At 69.7% G+C, this 20,053-nt stretch carries 21 protein-coding genes; 5 read left to right on the top strand and 16 right to left on the bottom strand.

The genetic code is table 11. From position 1 onward, the window contains the following. Positions 1–18: 18 nt before the first annotated feature. The 5 genes from ACIRR8_RS26210 to ACIRR8_RS26230 form a co-directional block, all read right to left on the bottom strand. Positions 19–1,422 (bottom strand): dicarboxylate/amino acid:cation symporter, encoded by a 1,404-nt coding sequence (locus ACIRR8_RS26210; RefSeq protein WP_404069296.1) that lies wholly within the window; start codon positions 1,420–1,422, stop codon positions 19–21. Between the two features lie 398 nt (positions 1,423–1,820). Beyond that, positions 1,821–2,114 (bottom strand): DUF4229 domain-containing protein, encoded by a 294-nt coding sequence (locus tag ACIRR8_RS26215; RefSeq protein WP_404069298.1) that lies wholly within the window; start codon positions 2,112–2,114, stop codon positions 1,821–1,823. A 146-nt stretch (positions 2,115–2,260) separates the two neighbouring features. Further along, entirely contained in the window at positions 2,261–2,782 is a 522-nt protein-coding gene (locus ACIRR8_RS26220; RefSeq protein WP_404069300.1) for a GNAT family N-acetyltransferase, read from the bottom strand. A gap of 104 nt (positions 2,783–2,886) precedes the next feature. Beyond that, entirely contained in the window at positions 2,887–4,050 is a 1,164-nt protein-coding gene (gene mqnE, locus ACIRR8_RS26225; RefSeq protein WP_404069302.1) for an aminofutalosine synthase MqnE, read from the bottom strand. A gap of 93 nt (positions 4,051–4,143) precedes the next feature. Next, a complete protein-coding gene (locus ACIRR8_RS26230; protein WP_030803885.1) occupies positions 4,144–4,599 on the bottom strand; it encodes an Lrp/AsnC family transcriptional regulator in 456 nt (151 codons plus the stop codon). A gap of 121 nt (positions 4,600–4,720) precedes the next feature. Between ACIRR8_RS26230 and ACIRR8_RS26235 the strand changes: the two genes are divergently transcribed. Then, a complete protein-coding gene (locus ACIRR8_RS26235; RefSeq protein ID WP_018512700.1) occupies positions 4,721–4,867 on the top strand; it encodes a hypothetical protein in 147 nt (48 codons plus the stop codon). Positions 4,868–4,933: 66 nt separating this feature from the next. Here ACIRR8_RS26235 and ACIRR8_RS26240 read toward each other — a convergent pair whose 3' ends face one another. Continuing rightward, positions 4,934–5,617, bottom strand: a complete 684-nt coding sequence (locus ACIRR8_RS26240; RefSeq protein WP_404069304.1) for a UbiX family flavin prenyltransferase — start codon at positions 5,615–5,617, stop codon at positions 4,934–4,936. Between the two features lie 121 nt (positions 5,618–5,738). Here ACIRR8_RS26240 and ACIRR8_RS26245 point away from each other — a divergent pair, with 121 nt between their 5' ends. Further along, a complete protein-coding gene (locus tag ACIRR8_RS26245) occupies positions 5,739–6,371 on the top strand; it encodes a rhomboid family intramembrane serine protease (RefSeq protein ID WP_404069306.1) in 633 nt (210 codons plus the stop codon). 37 nt (positions 6,372–6,408) lie between these two features. Here ACIRR8_RS26245 and mqnP read toward each other — a convergent pair whose 3' ends face one another. Both mqnP and ACIRR8_RS26255 read right to left on the bottom strand, forming a co-directional pair. Next, positions 6,409–7,329, bottom strand: coding sequence for a menaquinone biosynthesis prenyltransferase MqnP (gene mqnP, locus ACIRR8_RS26250; protein WP_404069308.1), 921 nt, complete (start codon positions 7,327–7,329; stop codon positions 6,409–6,411). Continuing rightward, positions 7,326–8,783, bottom strand: a complete 1,458-nt coding sequence (locus ACIRR8_RS26255; protein ID WP_356746681.1) for a menaquinone biosynthesis decarboxylase — start codon at positions 8,781–8,783, stop codon at positions 7,326–7,328. The genes mqnP and ACIRR8_RS26255 overlap by 4 nt, the downstream gene beginning before the upstream one ends. A gap of 157 nt (positions 8,784–8,940) precedes the next feature. On the opposite strand from ACIRR8_RS26255, the gene ACIRR8_RS26260 reads away from it, so the two are divergent. Together ACIRR8_RS26260 and ACIRR8_RS26265 are read left to right on the top strand one after the other, a co-directional pair. After that, complete coding sequence (locus tag ACIRR8_RS26260; protein ID WP_404069457.1) at positions 8,941–9,306, top strand: PLD nuclease N-terminal domain-containing protein; 366 nt, start codon at positions 8,941–8,943, stop codon at positions 9,304–9,306. 184 nt (positions 9,307–9,490) lie between these two features. Further along, positions 9,491–10,828: an aldehyde dehydrogenase family protein gene (locus tag ACIRR8_RS26265; protein WP_404069310.1), complete on the top strand. Its 1,338-nt coding sequence runs from the start codon at positions 9,491–9,493 to the stop codon at positions 10,826–10,828. Between the two features lie 57 nt (positions 10,829–10,885). Here the strand turns inward: ACIRR8_RS26265 and ccsB are convergent, their stop codons facing one another. The 8 genes from ccsB to hemL all read right to left on the bottom strand — a co-directional run bounded on the left by ccsB (position 10,886) and on the right by hemL (position 19,051). After that, positions 10,886–11,965, bottom strand: coding sequence for a c-type cytochrome biogenesis protein CcsB (gene ccsB / locus ACIRR8_RS26270; RefSeq protein WP_404069312.1), 1,080 nt, complete (start codon positions 11,963–11,965; stop codon positions 10,886–10,888). Next, positions 11,962–13,770 (bottom strand): cytochrome c biogenesis protein ResB, encoded by a 1,809-nt coding sequence (locus ACIRR8_RS26275; RefSeq protein ID WP_404069314.1) that lies wholly within the window; start codon positions 13,768–13,770, stop codon positions 11,962–11,964. Before ACIRR8_RS26275 ends, ccsB begins: the two co-directional genes overlap by 4 nt. 4 nt (positions 13,771–13,774) lie before the next feature. Then, a complete protein-coding gene (locus ACIRR8_RS26280) occupies positions 13,775–14,584 on the bottom strand; it encodes a cytochrome c biogenesis CcdA family protein (RefSeq protein ID WP_404069316.1) in 810 nt (269 codons plus the stop codon). 4 nt (positions 14,585–14,588) lie between these two features. Further along, the gene (locus ACIRR8_RS26285; RefSeq protein WP_404069318.1) at positions 14,589–15,191 is read right to left on the bottom strand and encodes a TlpA family protein disulfide reductase; all 603 of its coding nucleotides are present in this window, start codon (positions 15,189–15,191) and stop codon (positions 14,589–14,591) included. Between the two features lie 67 nt (positions 15,192–15,258). Then, positions 15,259–16,530 carry a hypothetical protein gene (locus ACIRR8_RS26290; RefSeq protein WP_404069320.1) on the bottom strand — a complete coding sequence of 424 codons (1,272 nt, stop codon included), beginning with the start codon at positions 16,528–16,530 and terminating at the stop codon, positions 15,259–15,261. Between the two features lie 101 nt (positions 16,531–16,631). Further along, a complete protein-coding gene (locus ACIRR8_RS26295) occupies positions 16,632–17,036 on the bottom strand; it encodes a hypothetical protein (RefSeq protein WP_404069322.1) in 405 nt (134 codons plus the stop codon). 18 nt (positions 17,037–17,054) lie between these two features. Continuing rightward, on the bottom strand, positions 17,055–17,747 hold the full coding sequence (locus ACIRR8_RS26300; protein WP_404069324.1) for a histidine phosphatase family protein: 693 nt from the start codon (positions 17,745–17,747) through the stop codon (positions 17,055–17,057). Then, the gene (hemL, locus tag ACIRR8_RS26305) at positions 17,744–19,051 is read right to left on the bottom strand and encodes a glutamate-1-semialdehyde 2,1-aminomutase (RefSeq protein WP_404069326.1); all 1,308 of its coding nucleotides are present in this window, start codon (positions 19,049–19,051) and stop codon (positions 17,744–17,746) included. Before hemL ends, ACIRR8_RS26300 begins: the two co-directional genes overlap by 4 nt. A gap of 295 nt (positions 19,052–19,346) precedes the next feature. On the opposite strand from hemL, the gene ACIRR8_RS26310 reads away from it, so the two are divergent. Further along, complete coding sequence (locus tag ACIRR8_RS26310) at positions 19,347–19,934, top strand: hypothetical protein (RefSeq protein WP_404069328.1); 588 nt, start codon at positions 19,347–19,349, stop codon at positions 19,932–19,934. The last annotated feature ends 119 nt before the right edge of the window (positions 19,935–20,053 follow it).

Here is a 20,053-nt window from a genome sequence, read left to right on the forward strand (position 1 = left end):
GTACGGGCCGGATTGCCGCTAGGCGGAGACCGGAACCGCGTCCTTCGGTTCCGACACGCGGTCACGGTCGCGGTCCTCGTCCCAGCCGTCGTCGCCGGACGGGCCGAACGTGTCGATCGAGGAGGACGAGGCCGAGTTGTACCTGTCGTGGTCGAGGATCTTCTCGCGGGCCGCGACGATGACCGGGACCAGCGCCTGACCGGCCACGTTGGTGGCGGTGCGGATCATGTCCAGGATCGGGTCGATGGCCATCAGCAGGCCGACGCCCTCCAGCGGGAGGCCCAGCGTGGAGAGGGTCAGGGTCAGCATGACCGTCGCACCGGTGAGTCCGGCGGTGGCCGCCGAGCCGATCACCGAGACGAAGGCGATCAGCACGTAGTCGCCGATGCCGAGCTGCACGTCGAAGATCTGCGCGATGAAGATCGCCGCCAGCGCCGGGTAGATCGCGGCGCAGCCGTCCATCTTCGTGGTCGCGCCGAACGGAACGGCGAAGGAGGTGTACTCCTTCGGCACGCCGAGGCGCTCGGTGACCCGCTGGGTGACCGGCATGGTGCCGACCGAGGAGCGGGAGACGAAGGCGAGCTGGATCGCGGGCCAGGCGCCCTTGAAGAACTGCAGCGGGCTGACCTTGGCGACGGTGGCCAGGAGCAGCGGGTAGACGCCGAACATCACCAGGAGGCAGCCGATGTAGATGTCGGCGGTGAACGTGGCGTACTTGCCGATCAGGTCCCAGCCGTAGCCGGCGATGGCGTAGCCGATGAGGCCGATGGTGCCGATCGGGGCGAGGCGGATGACCCACCACAGGGCCTTCTGGAGGAGCTCCAGGATCGACTGGCTGAGCGTGAGGATCGGCTGGGCCCTCTCACCGAGCTTGAGGGCCGCGATACCGGCGACGGCCGCCATGAAGACGATCTGGAGCACGTTCAGCTCGGTGAACGGCTCGATCACGTTGTTCGGGATGATGCCGGTGAGGAAGTCGATCCAGCTGCCGGTGCGTTCGGGCAGCTTGCCGTCCTTCGGCGTGAGGCCGGTGCCGGAGCCCGGGTTGGTGATCAGGCCGATCGCGAGGCCGATGGCGACCGCGATCAGCGACGTGATCATGAACCAGAGCAGCGTGCGGGTGGCCAGCCGGGCGGCGTTGTTGACCTTGCGCAGGTTGGTGATCGACACCAGGATCGCGAAGAAGACCAGCGGGGCTACGGCCAGCTTCAGCAGCTGGACGAAGATCGAGCCGATCTTGTCGAGCGTGGTGACGAGCCAGGACACGTCCTGGCTGCGGGCCAGCCAGCCGAGCAGGACACCGAGCACCAGACCGGCGACGATCTGTGCCCAGAACGGGAACCTGGGTATACGGGAAGCGGGGCCGGAGCCGGTGGACGGCTGCTCGGCCTCGGGGGCGGCGGACGCGGAATTCGCGGACACGGACACACTCCAGTGGGGACGCATCGGGACGTACGAGGACAGCCGTACGGTCGTGCGGTGGAACGGGGACGGGATCGCGGCGCCCGCGTCAAGGGCGGCGCCGCTGCATGATGCCGTATCAGACGTTGCGGCAACAGACCGCGGACATACAGCGGCAGAGATCGACGTGCAGGCGCGCCACGAGCGGAATGCTCGCGGCATGACGGAGGCGCACTGCTGTCTTCATGTCGAACACGTTAACACTTGAACTTTGAGAAGCTCAAAGCCTTTCTTTGACCATGGAGATCACGGACCGGAAACCGGCCCGCCCCGGCACCCTCGAGGCCCCCGAGAACGCCGAAGCCCCGGTACGGGAGCGGTGCGCTCCGGTCCGGGGCTTTCGGCGGGTGTGAGGAACCTTACTGAACGGCGTCCTCGCGGGTGCGGTTGGCGTCGAGGCGGGCCTTGGTCCGGTCGACCGTGGAGACGATCTGCTCGGACATCTCGTCGCGCTGCTTGCGCAGCAGTACGTAGCTGAGCGGCGCGGAGAGGACGAGGCCGAGCAGGATCACCCAGACCATGTTGGCGCCGCCGAGGCCGGCGGGGACCAGGCCGAAGTGGACGGCGACACCGGCGATGAAGAAGCAGCCTACGAAGATCAACAGGCGCAACGCCGTGTACCGGATCATCGCGCTCGGCTTGGCAGCGGACACGGCAGGCCCTCTCTCTTCCCGTGGACTTCTCGGTCTCTTCCCACACTCCTGCCCGTCCAGTGAAGCATGGCCCGAATTCTCAGGGCTGAGGGGGCTCCCGGTCACAGCGGGCCGCGGCTCCGGTCACAGCGGGCCGGGGCTCCCGGTCACAGCGGGAGCAGCATGACGATGTCGTCGCGGTCGTCGCCCGGCGCGACCCGGATGCCGCCCGGGACCCGGCCGACCTCCTTGTAGCCGCAGGCGGCGTAGAAGCGGTCGGCGCCGGTGCCGCCGCGGCAGGTGAGGCGGATCGCCTCGATGCCGTCGATGGAGCGGGCCGCGTCGGCGGTGGCGGCCATGAGGTCGCGACCGTACCCCTTGCCCTGGTGGCGCGGGTGGAGCATCACGGTGTAGAGCCAGAGCCAGTGGCGCAGCAGCCGGTGGTCGTTGAGGGCGAGGAAGGCGGTGGCGGCGACCTTCCCGTCCTCGTCGCGGCCGACGAGCAGCCGGGTGCGGCCCTGCTCCATGGCGACGAGGTGGTTGAGCAGGTCGGGCCGGACGTCCTCGGCCGTGACCGGCGGGACGAAGCCGACAGCGCCGCCGGCGTTCGTGACATCGGCCCACAGGGCGGTGATGCCGTCGCGCAGGGCCGGCGAGAACGAGGGATCCAGCTCAAAGGTAAGTGCCATATGGGAACAGTAATCCTTACCTCTGCGAGAGATCCACTCCACTCGGAACACGAAGAAGCCCCGGCCGGGGGCGGCGGCCGGGGCTTCTTCGTGCGTACAGGGGCTCAGACCCGCATCGGCTGCGGCGACTCGCGCAGATCGGCGTCCGGGCCCGGGTACTCGCGCAGGATCTCGTACCGCGTGTTCCGCTCCACCGGCCGGAAACCGGCGTCGCGGATCAGGTCCAGCAGGTCCTCGCGGCCGAGCTTGTTCGGCGTACCGAAGTCGTCGGCGTCATGCGTGATCTTGTACTCGACGACCGAGCCGTCCATGTCGTCCGCGCCGTGCTGGAGCGCGAGCTGGGCGGTCTGCACGCCGTGCATCACCCAGAACACCTTGACGTGCGGCACGTTGTCGAACAGCAGCCGCGAGACGGCGAAGGTCTTCAGCGCCTCGGCGCCGGTCGCCATCGTCGTACGCGCCTGGAGCTTGTTGCGGACCTTGCCGTCCTTCATGTCCACGAAGTCGTGCTGGTAGCGCAGCGGGATGAAGACCTGGAAGCCGCCGGTCTCGTCCTGCATCTCGCGCAGCCGCAGCACGTGGTCGACGCGGTGACGGGGCTCCTCGATGTGCCCGTACAGCATCGTCGCGGGGGTCTTGAGCCCCTTCTCGTGCGCGAGGCGGTGGATGCGCGACCAGTCCTCCCAGTGGGTGCGGTGGTCGACGATGTGCTGGCGGACCTCCCAGTCGAAGATCTCCGCGCCGCCGCCGGTCAGCGACTCCAGACCGGCCGCGATCAGCTCGTCGAGGATCTCGGAGGCGCTGAGGCCGGAGATCGTCTCGAAGTGGTGGATCTCCGTCGCCGTGAACGCCTTGAGCGCGACGTCCGGCAGGGCTTCCTTCAGCGCGCTGAGCGAGCGCGGGTAGTAGCGCCACGGGAGGTTGGGGTGGAGGCCGTTGACGATGTGCAGCTCGGTGAGGTTCTCGCCCTCCATCGCCTTGGCGAGGCTGACGGCCTCCTCGATCCGCATCGTGTACGCGTCCTTCTCGCCCGGCTTGCGCTGGAACGAGCAGTACGCGCACGAGGCGGTGCACACGTTGGTCATGTTGAGGTGGCGGTTGACGTTGAAGTGCACGACGTCACCGTTCTTACGGGTGCGCACCTCGTGCGCCAGCCCGCCGAGCCACGCCAGGTCGTCGGACGCGTAGAGCGCGATCCCGTCCTCGCGGGTCAGCCGCTCGCCGGCCCGGACCTTCTGCTCCAGCTCGCGCTTGAGTCCCGCGTCCACCTGGCCGCCTCCCATTCCTCCGTACAACAGACCGCACCAACCGTACTCCCCCACCCTTCGGGCGGGCGGGGCCCCCTTTACGGCGCTCCGCGCCTAGGACTCCTCGGGAAGTTCCCCGACCCGGTTCTCCCACTTGGTGGAGAGCACGATGGTGGTACGGGTCCGCGAGACGCCCTTCGTACCGCTCAGGCGCCGGATCGTCTTCTCCAGGCCGTCCACGTCACCGACCCGGACCTTGAGCATGTACGAGTCGTCGCCCGCGATGAACCAGCAGTCCTCGATCTCCGCGAGGTCCTTCAGCCGGTGCGCCACGTCCTCGTGGTCGGCGGCGTCCGAGAGCGAGATGCCGATCAGCGCGGTGACGCCGAGGCCGAGCGAGGCCGAGTCGACGGTGGCGCGGTAGCCGGTGATGACACCGGCGGTTTCCAGCCGGTTGATGCGGTCGGTGACGCTGGGCCCGGAGAGCCCCACGAGCCGTCCCAGCTCGGCGTACGAGGCCCTGCCGTTCTCTCTGAGGGCCTGGATGAGCTGCCTGTCCACCGCGTCCATATGACTGAGACCTTCCATTGTTCAGCAGTACCGCGAGTCTACGTGTAGAATCTAAGGCATGCAGGGCCCACACCCTGCAAATCTTCTAGAACATCCAAGAAACGCTTTCGAATCTTCAGGAGTGAACTTCACCGTGTACACGATCGAGATGGCCTACGCCCGGATGCGCGAGCTGCAGGACCTGGCCAACCGCTCGCGTGCCCACCAGCCCGCCGCCGCGCACCGCGTGGACAAGACCCGCGCCCCGCGCACCACCAAGAAGCGCTGAGCCGGGCCATTCAGCCCCCGAGGCCATTCAGCCGCCCGAGGTCTTTCTGACCCCCGGGCCGAGCCCTCACTCAGCCGGGCTGCGGGAGCCGCCACCGAGCTCTCCCTCCCAGCGGCGGTACAGCCGGTGTTCCACCCCGGCCGCGTCCAGCACCCGCCCCGCGACGAAGTCCACCAGGTCCTGGATGTGCGTCGCGCCCGCGTAGAACGCCGGAGAGGCGGGCAGCACGATCGCGCCCGCCTCGTCCAAGGCCACCATCTGCTTCAGCGTCTGGCCGCTCAGCGGGGTCTCGCGCACCGCGACGACGAGCGGCCGGCGCTCCTTGAGCGTCACGCTCGCGGCCCGCTGGAGCAGATCCTTCGACAGGCCGAGCGCCACTCCGGCCACGCAGGCCGTCGAGGCCGGCACGATGAGCATCCCCTGCGCCGGGTACGACCCGGAGGACGGCCCGGCGGCCAGATCACCGGCCGGCCAGTGGCGTACGTGCTCCAGCTCCGCATCGCTCACCGTGAAGGCGTCCGGCTTCCCGTCGGCGCCGCGCTCCAGCCAACAGCGCAGGTCATCGCGCCAGTGCCCGTCCCGGAACGCGATGCCGGTCTCGTCCAGCAGGGTGAGCCGCGAGGCCCGGCTCACCACCAGGTCCACGCTCTCGCCGCCCGCCAGCAGGCCGCGCAGGACGGCGGCCGCGAACGGGGTCCCCGAAGCACCGGACACCCCGACAATCCAAGGCCGCCGCTGCTGATGAGTCACTGAAGTCCCGGATTCCACATCTGCGAGCCTATCCGGCACGCCCCGGCACCCCGCACCCGGAACCGGGCGGCGGCCCCGGACGTTCAACGGATGACGGGCAACCCGGGGGCAGGGGTAGACCATGGGCGATTACTGGAGCACCGACCGCACCACCGGATCCACCACGACCGGCAGCGCACGAGCGCTCACGGCCGGCATCGTGATGGTGGGCTGGGTCGCACTGCTGTGGATCCTCGAAGGGATCGACGTGGCGACCGGCCACGCACTCGACACCTACGGCATCAGCCCGCGCGAGATGGCCGAGCTGCGTGACGTCATACCCGCCGCGTTCCTGCACAGCGGCTGGGAGCACGTCGCCTCCAACAGCGTTCCGCTGCTGGTCCTCGGCTTCATCGCCGCGCTCGGCGGGCTGCGCAGATTCGCCGCCGTCGTCGTGACGATCATCCTGGTCAGCGGCATAGGCGTCTGGCTGACCGCTCCCGCCTTCACCGTGACGCTCGGCGCCTCCGGTGTGGTCTTCGGGCTCCTCGGCTACCTGCTGGTCCGCGGCTTCGTGGACCGGCGGCCCTGGGACGTGCTGATCGGCATCGGCGTCGCCGTGGTCTACGGCTCGCTGCTCTGGGGCGTGCTGCCGACCGAGTCGGGCGTCAGCTGGCAGGGCCACCTCTTCGGGCTCATAGGCGGCGTGGCGGCGGCCTTCCTCTTCCGCCGGCCGCCCGCGCACCGCGGCCCGGACAACCTGGTCACGGTCTGAGCCGCGGGTTCTCGCGGGCGGGAAGACCGCCGGAGCCTTACGGGGTCAGGCCGCGCACCAGCAGGTCCAGCAGCGCGCAGGCGAAGAGCGCCATGCCGATGAAGCCGTTGACGGAGAAGAAGGCACGGTTCAGCCGGGACAGGTCGTGCGGCCGCACCACGCGGTGCTCGTAGACGAACGCCACCGCGACGATCACCATGCCGATCCAGTAGAAGACCTCGGCGTCCGTCGCCAGGCCGAACCAGACCAGCAGCCCGGTGGTCACCAGATGACAGACCCGCGCGCCCCAGAGCGCCGCCGGGATGCCGAAGCGCGCCGGGAAGGAGAGCACCCCGTGGGCCCGGTCCGCAGCAACGTCCTGACAGGCGAAGATCAGGTCGAAGCCGCCGATCCAGATGCCGACGGCCAGCCCCAGGATCACCGCGTCCCACGACCAGGAGCCGGTCACCGCGAGCCAGGCGCCGATCGGCCCGATGGCCTGCGCGAGCCCCAGGATGGCGTGCGGGAAGTTCGTGAACCGCTTGCCGTACGGATAGACCACCATCGGCACGACGGCCAACGGCGCCAGCACCAGGCAGAGCGGGTTGAGCAGCGCGGCGGCGCCCAGGAAGACGGCGAGCGCGACGAGCGCCCCGGTCCACGCCGACCGCACCGACACCGCACCGGTGACCAGCTCCCGGCCCGCGGTGCGCGGGTTACGGGCGTCGATCTCCCGGTCGATGATCCGGTTGGCGGCCATCGCGAACGTCCGCAGCCCGACCATCGCCAGCGTCACGAGCAGCAGGACGCTCCAGTGGATCGTCCCGTCCAGCTGGAACATCGCGGTCAGGGCGGCGATGTACGCGAAGGGCAGCGCGAAGACCGAGTGCTCGATCATCACCAGCCGCAGGAAGGACTTCACCTTGCTGCTGGAAGGTGCCGGGCCCTGGACGGCCGCCGCCTCTGCCGCGCCGCTCACAGCCCGTACTCCTTCCAGCGGCGGTCGACCTTCGCCGCCGTCTCCGGGTCGGACTCGACCATCTCCGGCCAGCCGCCGTCCCGGGTGTAGCCCTCGGTGGGCAGCTTCCGGGTGGCGTCGATGCCCGCCTTGCCGCCCCAGAACTGCTGGTACGAGGCGTGGTCCAGGTGGTCGACCGGGCCCTCGGTGACGGTGAGGTCCCGGGCGTAGTCGGTGTTGCCGAGCGCCCGCCAGGCGACCTCGTGCAGATCGTGGACGTCGCAGTCGGAGTCGACGACCACGATCAGCTTGGTCAGCGACATCATGTGCGCGCCCCAGATCGCGCTCATCACCTTCTGCGCGTGCTTCGGGTACTTCTTGTCGATCGAGACGATCGCGCAGTTGTGGAAGCCGCCCGCCTCGGGCAGGTGGTAGTCCACGATGTCCGGCACGATGATCTTCAGCAGCGGCAGGAAGAACCGCTCCGTGGCCCGGCCCAGCGGCCCGTCCTCGGTCGGCGGCCGGCCCACCACGATGGACTGGAGCAGCGGGCGCTTGCGCATCGTGACGCAGTCGATGGTCAGTGCGGGGAACGGTTCCTGCGGGGTGTAGAAGCCGGTGTGGTCCCCGAACGGGCCCTCCGGCAGCATCTCGCCCGGCTCCAGCCACCCTTCGATGACGACCTCGGCCTGCGCCGGGACCTGGAGCGGCACGGTCTTGCAGTCGACCATCTCGATCCGCTTGCCCTGGACGAACCCGGCGAAGAGGTACTCGTCGATGTCTCCGGGCAGCGGCGCGGTGGAGGCGTACGTCACGGCGGGCGGGGCGCCGAAGGCGATGGCGACCGGCAGCCGCTCACCGCGCCGGGCGGCGACCTGGTAGTGGTTGGCGGAGTCCTTGTGGATCTGCCAGTGCATCCCGATCGTGCGCTTGTCGTGGCGCTGGAGCCGGTAGAGCCCCAGGTTCCGGACGCCGGTCTCGGGGTGCTTGGTGTGGGTGAGGCCCAGGTTGAAGAAGGAGCCGCCGTCGCCGGGCCAGGTGAAGAGCGCGGGCAGCTGCTCCAGGTCGACCTCGTCGCCCTTCAGGACGACTTCCTGCACCGGCGCGTCGTCCGACTTCACCTTCTTCGGCGGTACGTGGACCATCGAGCCGAGCTTGCCGAAGGCCTCCCGTACGCCGACGAAGCCCTGCGGCAGCTCCGGCTTGAGCAGGCCGCCGATCTTGTCGCTGATGTCGCTGTACGACTTCAGCCCGAGCGCCTTGAGCAGGCGCCGGTCGGTGCCGAAGACGTTCATGGCCAGGGGCATCGAGGAGCCCTTGACGTTCTCGAAGAGGAGGGCGGGGCCGCCCGCCTTGTTCACCCGGTCGACGATCTCGCCGACCTCCAGGTGAGGATCGACCTCGGCCTTGACGCGCTTGAGATCACCATCGCGTTCAAGAGCCCGGAGCAGGGAGCGGAGATCGTCGTAAGCCATGCGGTCCAGTTTGTCATCCCCGCCCGCGCGCCCCCGCCGGGGCTCCCCCGGCTGCGGGCCCGGGATTCCCGGCGGCCAGCCGGTACCCTGGCGGCGACACCGGGGAACACCGAGCCCCGCCGCCCGCTCCACTGGGGGACGCGCCATGAGAGCCCTGATGTTCATCCTGCCGCTGGCGCTGATGATCTACGCCTTCATCGACTGCCTGAACACCTCGGAGGAGGACACCAAGCATCTGCCCAAGATCGCCTGGGTCTTCATCATCCTGCTGTTCTGGGTCGTGGGTTCGATCGGCTGGCTCTTCGCGGGCAAGGTGCGGCATCGGGCGGCCGGAGGCGGCGGGCTCTCCTCCTGGCAGCCGGGCGGCAGGCGCCAGCAGTGGGTGGCCCCGGACGACAACCCCGACTTCCTGAAGTCCCTCAAGGACGACAAGGAGGCCGAGCGCGCGGCCGCCGAGGAGGAGGAGCGCGGACGCCGCGAGGGCGACACGAGCCCCGACGACAAGACCCCGCCCACGTCCTGACGGGCTGTTCCTCCCTGCCTGTTCCTCACGAGCTGTTCCTCACGGGTTATTCCTCCGGCCGGGCGTGATCTTTCCGACCGGCGCGGTGGGCGCGTCGGCGGGGTGGCGTCGGCCATCCTCGAAGGGGTACCGCAGCGCGCGCCTCTCTTTCACGGGCACGCGTGACCCTCTTGAGGAGCCCCACATGTCCGCGACCCCCACCGCGACCTCCACCGAGTCCCCCGCCGACCTCGTCGCCCGCCTCCGCGCCACCTTCCGCACCGGCCGCACCAAGGACCTCGCCTGGCGCACCGGTCAGCTGGAGCGGCTGCGCGCCCTGCTCACCGAGCACGGCGACGACCTCGCGGACGCCCTCCGCGCCGACCTGGGCAAGAGCCGCAAGGAGGCGTACCGGACCGAGATCGACTTCACGGTCCGGGAGATCGACCACACCCTGGAGCACCTCGCCGACTGGCTGCGGCCCGAACCCGCCCCCGTACCGCCGCATCTCGCGCCCACCGGGGCCACCGCGCACACCGTGCTGGACCCGCTCGGGGTCGTCCTGGTCATCGCGCCCTGGAACTACCCGGTGCAACTGCTGCTCGCCCCGGTCGTCGGCGCGCTGGCCTCCGGAAACTGCGTGGTCGTCAAGCCCAGCGAGCTGGCGCCCGCCACCTCCACCGCCGTGGCGCGGCTGCTGCCGCAATACCTGGACACGGAGGCGGTCGGCGTCGTCGAAGGCGCGGTGGAGGAGACCACCGCCCTGCTGGAGCAGCGCTTCGACCACATCTTCTACACCGGCAACGGCACGGTCGGCCGGATCGTCATGGCGGCCGCCGCGAAGCACCTCACCCCGGTCACGCTGGAGCTCGGCGGCAAGTCGCCGGTCTTCGTCGACCGGGGTGCGGACCTGAAGGCCGTGGCGGGACGGCTGGCCTCGGGCAAGTTCCTCAACGCCGGGCAGACCTGCGTCGCCCCGGACTACGTACTGACCGACCCGGAGACCGCTCCGGCGCTCGCACAGGCGCTGGCGATCGCCGTGGAGGGGCTGTTCGGGACGGACCCGGCCGAGCACCCGGAGTACGGGCGGATCGTGAACGAGCGTCACTTCGACCGGCTGACCGGCCTGCTGGGCTCGGGCCGTACGGTGACCGGCGGCGCCTACGACCGCGACACCAAGTACATCGCGCCGACCGTGCTGGCCGATGTCGCGCCGGACGCGCCGGTGATGGGCGAGGAGATCTTCGGCCCGATCCTGCCGCTGGTGACGGTGGCCGGCCTGGACGAGGCGATCTCCTTCATCAACGACCGGGACAAGCCGCTCGCGCTGTACGCGTTCACCGACTCCCCCGCCGTACGGGACCGGCTGCTGGCCGAGACCTCGTCGGGCGGGGTGGGCATCGGGCTGCCGCTGGCCCATCTGACCGTCTCGGACCTGCCGTTCGGCGGGGTCGGCGAGAGCGGCATGGGCAGCTACCACGGCCGGTACTCGCTGGAGACGTTCAGCCACCGCAAGGCGGTCCTGGACACACCGCTGAGCTGACATGACGACGAGGGCCCCCCGAGTGGAGACCCGGGGCGCCCTCGTCGTTGCCCGGTCTCAGACGTCGGCGTAGGAGTGCAGGCCGCTGACGAAGATGTTCACGCCGTAGTAGTTGAACAGCCAGCAGGCGAAGGCGACCAGCGCCAGGTAGGCGGCCTTGCGGCCCTTCCAGCCGGCCGTGGCGCGGGCGTGCAGGTAGGCGGCGTAGGCGACCCAGGTGATGAAGGACCAGACCTCCTTGGGGTCCCAGCCCCAGTACCGGCCCCAGGCGTCACCCGCCCAGATCGCTCCCGCGATGATCGTGAACGTCCAGAGCGGGAAGACCGCCGCGTTGACCCGGTACGCGAACTTGTCCAGCGACGACGCGGAGGGCAGCCGCTCCATGACGGAGGTGGCGAACTTCCCCGGCGTACCACCGGAGACGAGCTTGTTCTCGTAGCTGTCGCGGAAGAGGTAGAGCACCGTGCCGACCGCGCCGAGGTAGAAGACGGCGCCGCAGATGATCGCGGTCGAGACGTGGATCCACAGCCAGTACGAGTGCAGCGCGGGCACCAGCTGGTCGCTCTCGGTGTAGAGGACCGTCGTCGCGAGACCGAGATCCAGCAGCACCGTGGTGACCAGGGGGAGGCCGATCCAGCGGACGTTCTTCTTCAGCGCGAGCAGCACCAGGTACGAGCCGACCGCCACGGTGGAGAAGGTGATCGAGAACTCGTACATGTTGGCCCAGGGGGCTCGCTGCACGGAGAGGGCGCGGGTGATGACCCCGCCCGCCTCCACGGCGAAGGCCACCACGGTCAGCGAGACCGCGATCCGGCCCCACAGGTCACCCTTGAACGTGCCGCCCGCCGCGCCCGGCCCGTCCGGCACGTCGCGGGTGCCGGCGGCGGAGCGGGTGACGACCTTCGGCCGCTCCAGTACGGCGGTGCCACCGGCCTGGGTGACCACCTGGGGGGCGGCGGCGCCACCGGCCGCGGAGCCGGACAGCCCGGCGGCCGTGCGGCCGACCTTGCTGCGGCTGCCGAGGACCCACTCCGCGATGTGCGCGAAGAAGGCCAGCGTGTAGACGGCCATCGACGAATAGATCAGCACATTGCTGGTGTTCGCCAGGCTCTCGTTGGTTGCGGCGGCGAGATTCACTTCTCAGCCCCTTCGGCAGGTGCTTCAGCAGGATGTACGGGCCGGCTCCCGGCCTCGTTCGCGTCAGGTTTCTGCGGCGCGTCAGGTTTCTCCGGCGCGACCGGCGCCGTCGTGATCAGGGCGGCCGCGAGGTCGCCCAGCTCCTCCGGGAGCTTCGCGGACTCGCTGCGGCCGAGGCCCGCCATCTCCACGACGGTCACCCCGTCCGCGCCCCGGACCGCCCGGACCCAGACCCGGCGGCGCTGGATGAAGAGCGAGGCGGCCAGTCCGGCGATGGCGGCGATGGCACCGCCGAGCGCGAGGCCGTTGCCCGGCTGCTGGGAGATCTGGAAGCTGGCCCACTCCTCGATGCCCTCGAAGGTGATCGAGCCCTCGCCGTCGGCCAGGTCCAGCTTCTCGCCGGGGCGCAGCATCTTCTTCAGCAGCTCGCCGTTCTCGTCCTTGAACTCCTTCATCTTGGACGTGTCGAGCTGGTAGACGTTCTGCGGCAGCCCGGAGTCCACGCCGAGGGAGCCGCTGTAGGCGCTCAGCGCCAGCACCGGGAACTCGGCGCCGGGGAACTGCGAGAACATCTGGCCCTTGCCGTGGCCCGCGAAGGTCGGCACGAAGAAGGCCTTGAAGCCGAGCTGCGTCTTGACGCCGTTCTTGTCGCGGTAGCCGTCCATCACCTTGATCGCGCCGGTGGAGGTGATGTTGTTGTCGATCGGCAGCAGCGGTACGGAGCTCCGCGAGACGACCTTGCCCTTGCCGTCCCGGACGGTGACGACCGGGGCGTAGCCGTGGGCGATGAGGTAGACCTTGGTGCCGTTCACGACGAGCGGTTCGTTGACGCGGATGACGGCCTTGCGGTCGGGCCCGTCGGCGCCCTCGGCGTACGTCACGCGGGCCTCGAAGGTGCGGGGCGTGCCGCGTTGCGGGCCGCTCTTCTCGTACGTACCGACGAACTTGTCCAGGACGAAGCTGAAGGGGGCCAGCGTGTCGGAGTCGTAGAGCGAGCCGGACTTGAAGTCGTCGTACTGGGTGAGCGTGTTGGCGAAACCGTCGCCCTCCACCACCAGCTTGCCGCCCTCGGACTTGAAGAGCTGGCCGGTGGCGAAGGCCACCAGCATCACGATCAGCGCGATGTGGAAGACCAGGTTCCCCGCCTCGCGGAGGTAGCCCTTCTCGGCGGCGACCGCGTCGCCCACCGTGTGCGCCCGGAACCGCCGCTTGCCGAGCAGGCCGCGGGCCGCCTCGCGGACCGCCTCGGGCTCGGCCCCGGTGCGCCAGGTGGTGTACGCGGGCAGCCGGGTCAGCCGCTTCGGGGCGCCGGGCGGGCGGCTGCGGAGCTGGCCGAAGAACTGGCCGGTGCGCGGCACGATGCAGCCGATGAGCGAGACGAAGAGCAGGATGTAGATCGCGGAGAACCACACCGAGCTGTAGACGTCGAAGAGCTGGAGCTTCTCGTAGATCGGCGTGAGGGTGGTGTGCTGGTCCTTGAAGTTCTGGACCTTCAGGTCGTCCACGCTGGTCTGCGGGATCAGCGAGCCGGGGATGGCGCCGAGGGAGAGCAGGAAGAGCAGGATCAGCGCGACCCGCATCGAGGTGAGCTGCCGCCAGAACCAGCGGATCCAGCCGACCACGCCCATGGCGGGCAGGCCGGTGCCGTCGGCGGAGTCGGTCTCCGGGCGCTCCTCGCGGGGCGCGGTGGAGAGCCGCTCGCCGGCCGCTTCGTCGACGCGCCGCTGTTCGCGGTCGGCCGCCGTCCCGCTCTCGGCGGCCTCGCCACGAGCGCCGGTGTCCGTGTCGCTGTTCGCCTTGCTCATGAACTCAGATCCCCACAACGAAGCCGCTGGACCAGGTCTGCATCTGCTGCATGAGCGTCGCCCACACACCCGTCAACAGCAGGAGTCCGGTCACGATCATCATGCCGCCGCCGATCCGCATGACCCACGCGTAGTGGCGCTTGACCCAGCCGAACGCGCCGAGCGCCTTGCGGAAGGCGACCGCGGCCAGGATGAACGGGACGCCGAGTCCGAGACAGTACGCGACGGTCAGTATCGCGCCACGTCCGGCGGTGGCGCTCTCGGCGGAGAGGAACAGCACCGAGGAGAGCGTCGGGCCGATGCACGGCGTCCAGCCGATCCCGAACAGCGCGCCGAGCACCGGTGCGCCCGCCAGCCCGGCCACCGGCTTCCTGTGCAGGCGGAACTCGCGCTGTGTCACGCCCGGCAGGAGCCCCATGAAGAAGATCCCCATGAGGATCATCAGTCCGCCGAGGACCTTGTTGAGCACCTCGGAGTGCATCTGGAGCTCGTCGCCGAAGTAGCCGAAGAGCGCCCCGGTGGAGGCGAACACGGCGGTGAACCCGAGGACGAAGAGCGAGGCGCCCGCCACCACCCGGCCGCGGCGGGCCTCGGCCAGGTCGGTGCCGCTGACCCCGGTGACGTAACTCAGATAGCCGGGGACGAGCGGCAGGACGCACGGCGAGAAGAAGGAGACGAGCCCGGCCAGCAGGGCGATCGGCACGGCCAGCAGCAGGGCCCCGCTGACGACGGTGTCGTTGTACGAGGCCAGCGTGAGCGCGCCGTCGTACGAGGCGAGCGGGACGGTCCCGTGGTGCGCGGCGAGCGGGATCACCGGGTCACTTCTCCGCGATGATCGGGTCGATCATCTCGTGCAGCTGGTCGGCGTCCAGCGGCTGGAGCGTGCGGGCCGCGATCTTGCCGTCCCGGTCGATCACCACGGTGGACGGGATCGCCTTCGGGTTCACGGTGCCCTTGGGGAAGCGGAGCATGAGCTTGCCGATCGGGTCGAAGAAGCTCGGGTAGGTGACCCCGTAGTCCTTCTCGAAGTTGATCGCGGGGTCCCGCTGCGCGTCCCGGGTGTTGATGCCGAGGAACTGCACGCCCTGGTCGGCGGTCTCCTCGGAGACCTTGGCGAAGTACTTCGCCTCCAGCCGGCAGGGGCCGCACCAGGAGCCCCAGACGTTGAGCACGACGACCTTGCCCTTGTAGTCGGCGAGGTCGAGCGGCTTGCCGTCCAGGCTCTCGCCCTGGAGCTTCGGCGCGTCCGGGCGCTCCTCCTTCGCGACGGTGGAGATGCCCCCTTTGCCGGTGACGAAGTTGGTGTTGCCGCCGCCCTGGGCCTTGTTGCCGTCCCCGCACGCGGTCAGCGTCAGGGCACCGGCCACGGCGGTGGCGGCGAGCAGGGTGAAGCGGCGTCGGGACGCGCGGCCAAAGCTCATGTGAAAAGTTTCGCATGGCAGTTCCGGCGATCTCCCGCACCCCCCTCGGTGCCCGTAAAGCCCCTTGTCAAGCCTGTTTAAGGAAGGAGTTCCAGCCGCCTGCGGGCGACTGTCCGACCTCCAGGGTGCGGAGCTTGGCGAGGACGGCGGGATCCTGCGCGTCGAGCCAGTCGACGAACTGCCGGAAGGAGACGAGCCGCACATCCTTCTTGCCGGCCGTCTTCTTGATCACTTCTTCCACGGCGTCCATATAGATGCCGCCGTTCCACTCCTCGAAGTGGTTGCCGATGAAGAAGGGCGCGCGATTCGTCGTGTAGGCGCGCTCGAAACCGTTCATATACGCGCCGGTGGCCTGCTTGCGCCAGCCCGGATACCGCGAGGGCATGCCCTTGGTCGAATTCTGCGACTGATTGGCGAGGATGTTGTAGTCCATCGAGAGGACCTCGAAGGAGTGGCCGGGGAACGGCATGGCCTGGAGCGGCAGATCCCAGACGCCGCCGCGCTTGACGGGCCACGTCTGGCGGCCGCCGGGCGAGCTGGCGTCGTAGCGCCAGCCGAGTTTGCCCGCGGTCGGCAGGAGATTGTCCTGGCCGAGCAGACAGGGGGTGCGGCCCCCGATCAACTCCTTTCGGTAGTCGAACGGCAGCGGGTCCTCGTTCTCCCAGCCGGTGTTGGTCCGCCATTCCGTGACGAAGGACACAGCCTGATCGATCTCGCTCCGCCATTGCGCGGGTGTCCAGCGTTCGACGGATCCGGAACCGCCGCAGAAATGCCCGTTGAAGTGCGTGCCGATCTCATGGCCGTCCAGCCAGGCCTGGCGTACGTACGTCAGCGTGTCCTTGACGTGGTCATCGGTGAGATAGCCGATGTCGGAGGCGCCGCGCGGGTTGTTCGGAGGACGGTAGAGGGATTTCTTCGACTCGGGCAGCAGATACAGCCCGGAGAGGAAGAAGGTCATCGCGGCGTCGTGGTCTTTCGCCAGTTCCAGAAAGCGCGGGAAGAGGCCGTTGCCGACCTCGCCCGCCCCGTCCCAGGAAAAGATCACGAACTGCGGCGGCGTCTGGCCGGGTTCGAGCGGGACGGGTGCGGCGGGCTGGTGGGGCTGCTTTCCGGTGTCGGCGGTGGAGCCGTCGCCGATCAGCCGGACCTTGTCCTTCGGCGAACCGTTTCCGCTGTTGCCGCCGCCGGTGTCGCCCTTGCCGCCGGCGCCGGTGTCACCCTTGTCGCTGCCGCCCTCCGCCGAGCCGGAGGAACTGGAGAAACCGCAGCCGGCGAGTCCGATCGCGGCCGTGGTGCCGAGCCCCGCGCCGAGCAGTCCCCTTCGATTGATGTCGCGCATGTGGTCCCCATCTGCGGTCGTTTTATCTCAAGGCCATACAAACTGCTGGACAGTGAGAGGTCTTGAGCGGCGCGACGGTTCCGTGCAATTGGGGACTTTCTTTACGCTTTACCTTCCGGCGGGGCGTCCGGGCAGCGCTGCGGAACGCGCGGCCGGACAGTGGGCCGGGCCCGTTCCACCCTGGGACCCTGCCGCGTCCACGTCAAGACCGGTGCCCTGAGCCCCACCAGCGCGTCCGCCAGGAACCCGCACCGGCAGGCGTGGTCGTGACCGCCGTTGTGGAGGTTGCGGGTGACCCGGTGGCCGCGCCACAGGAAGGTGACGGACCGGTGGCCGGGGTCGTCGTCGAGCTCCTCGACGAGCGCGGTGCCGGTGCGGACGGCCTCGGCCCGGAAGGCCTCGGTGAGGGCGTCCCGGGCGGCGGCGCCCGGGGCCTCTTCGAACTGCCGGGCGAGGCCCACGAAGAACGGGACCGACCGCGGTGGCGGTCGGTCCCGTATGTTCACGGCTCGTGCGGACGCCGATTACGCGCCGAAGGCCTTCGACTTCCCCTTCACCGGCTTCGCCCCGGCCAGCAGATGCGCGGGCACCAGGTCCCGGGCCGGCTCCGAGTAGCCGACGGAGACGATCCGGTCGCCCTGATAGGTGAAGCTGGTCAGCGAGGCCAGCGTGCACTGGCGCCTGCGCGGGTCGTGCCAGAGCCGGCGGCGCTCCACGAACGAGCGGACGATCCAGATCGGCAGCTGGTGGCTGACGCAGACCGCCTCATGGCCGCGCGCCGCGTCCTTGGCCGCGTCCAGCGCGCCCATCATGCGGACGACCTGCTCGATGTACGGCTCACCCCAGGACGGCCGGAACGGGTTGGTGAGGTGCTTCCAGTTGTCCGGCTTGCGCAGCGCACCGTCACCGACGCCGAAGGTCTTGCCCTCGAAGACGTTGCCGGCCTCGATGAGCCGGGCGTCGGTGGCCAGGTCCAGGCCGTGCGCCTTGGCGACCGGCGCGGCCGTCTCCTGGGCGCGTTCCAGCGGGGAGGCGACGACATGGGTGATGTCGCGCTTCTCCAGGTGGTCCGCGACCCGGTCGGCCATCTGCCGGCCCAGCTCGGAGAGGTGGTAGCCGGGGCGCCGGCCGTACAGCACACCGTCGGGGTTGTGGACCTCGCCGTGACGCATCAGGTGCACCACGGTGATGTCCTTGCGGCTCGCGCTCTCGCTCATGCGGTGGCCTCCGATGCGGCACGGGCGGCGGCGGGCAGGGCGGCGGCGATCCGCTCGATCGCCTGCTCGTCGTGGGCGGTGGAGACGAACCAGGACTCGAAGGCGGACGGCGGCAGATAGACGCCCTGTTCCAGCATCGAGTGGAAGAAGGCGGTGAAGCGGAAGGACTCCTGCTTCTTCGCGTCCTCGTAGTTGCGCACCGGCCGGTCCGTGAAGAAGACCGAGAACATGTTGCTCGCCGACGACACGGTGTGCGCGACGCCTTCCTTGGTGAACGCGTCACCTACAAGGGAGCGCAGTTCGGCGGAGACCGCGTCGATCTTCGCGTACGCCGCGTCGTCGAGCAGCCGCAGCTGCGCGAGGCCCGCGGCGGTGGCGACCGGGTTCCCGGAGAGCGTGCCCGCCTGGTAGACCGGGCCGGCCGGGGCGAGGTGCGCCATCACGTCGGCGCGGCCGCCGAAGGCCGCGGCCGGGAAGCCGCCGCCCATGACCTTGCCGAAGGTCATCAGGTCCGGGCGGACGCCGTCGACGCCGTACCAGCCGGCCTTCGACGTACGGAAGCCCGTCATGACCTCGTCGGAGATGTACAGGGCGCCGTTCGCCGCGCACAGCTCCTTGAGCCCGGCGTTGAAGCCGTCGGCGGGCGGGACGACGCCCATGTTGCCGGGCGAGGCCTCGGTGATCACGCAGGCGATCTCGCCGGGGTGCGCGGCGAAGGCGGCCCGCACCGCGTCCAGGTCGTTGTACGGCAGCACGACGGTGTCCCCGGCCGTGGCACCGGTGACGCCCGGGGTGTCGGGCAGCCCGAAGGTGGCCAGGCCCGAGCCGGCGGCGGCCAGCAGCGCGTCCACGTGCCCGTGGTAGCAGCCGGCGAACTTCACGACCTTGGCCCGGCCGGTGAAGCCGCGGGCCAGCCGGATCGCCGACATCGTCGCCTCGGTGCCGGACGAGACCAGGCGGACCTGCTCGACGGGCTCGATCCGCGCCACGATCTCCTCGGCCAGCGCGACCTCGCCCTCCCCCGGCGTACCGAAGGAGGTGCCCCGGGAGACCGCTTCCTGGACGGCGGCGATGACCTCGGGGTGGGAGTGGCCGAGAATCATCGGCCCCCACGAACAGACGAGGTCGACGTACTCCCGGCCGTCGGCGTCGGTGAGGTACGGACCGGTTCCGGACACCATGAACCGGGGCGTACCGCCCACGGCCCGGAAGGCACGCACGGGTGAGTTCACGCCGCCGGGCGTCACGACGGACGCCCGGTCGAACAGCGACTGCGAGACTGGGGCTTCGTATGAGTACGCCACTTTGGTCCTGATCTGCGATTCGGGTGTCGGGAGGCCGGGCCGGAGAATCCAAGGTAATACCGGCCACCGGTGAGCAGTCAGCGCGCTCCCCTCGTATCACGGAAGAGCGTCGGCACCCTCACGTCTGCGAAACTGGGGCGACATAGGGAAAGCTCACACATGCCATGGTGTCAGAGGCACGGACGGTCTTGCGGGCAGGTGTTTCACCGCACGCCCGTGGGGGAGGTCACTGACACGATGATCGGGTTGCGCGGCGGGGGCTGTGTCTCCTAAGAAGTAGTCGGGTGGATGAGATATGCATCGCGGTGGCGGAGTGGGCGAAGGGACCGGCGACCTGGGGCCCGAGCCTGCCCGGCGAGGGCGGCACCGGCGAAAGGCCGAGCGCGCACAGGGCGGCAGGGGCGCGGAGAGCACGCCGCCCCCCGGAAGCAGGAGCAGTGGCGGGATGGGGGTGACCTACAAGTACTTCGGCGCCCCGGACGGGGCGACCGCCGCACGCGTGCCCATTTCGATGCGCCCGGAGGAGCTGGGCGGCGACGAGCTGGGCATGGGCGGCATGTTCACCAAGATCAAGCCGGAGACGGTGGCCGCCATGGTCCTGACCGGCATCCAGGGCATACCCCTGCACAAGGTCCCGCCGCTGGAGCTGGTCGTCCTCCACCCGGACTACGCGGTGGTCAAGCTCCCCATGACCGTCGTCGACCCGCTGCGCGGCATCGGCGAGGAGTCCGTCGGCGCGGCGGCCTTCATCTGGTCCACGGTCCCCGACCGCGGCGGCCCGCGCGACGCGTTCAACGTCTACCAGCTGCTCCACGAGTGGCAGGACTTCTCCCACCGGCTGCACGACGCGGGGCACCAGGCGTACTGCCTGGTGTGGCCGTGAGCCACTGCCTGATGTGGCCGTGAGCCGAAGTCCTGTCCGGCTGGGGCGGGATTACCTGGAGTGCCCCTGAGCCAGGGCGTGCCGTCGTACTGTTGCCCTGACGACGGCACGGCACCAGA

Origin of the sequence: Streptomyces sp. NPDC101178 (assembly GCF_044767965.1) — a bacterium.
Taxonomy (GTDB): Bacteria; Actinomycetota; Actinomycetes; order Streptomycetales; family Streptomycetaceae; genus Streptomyces.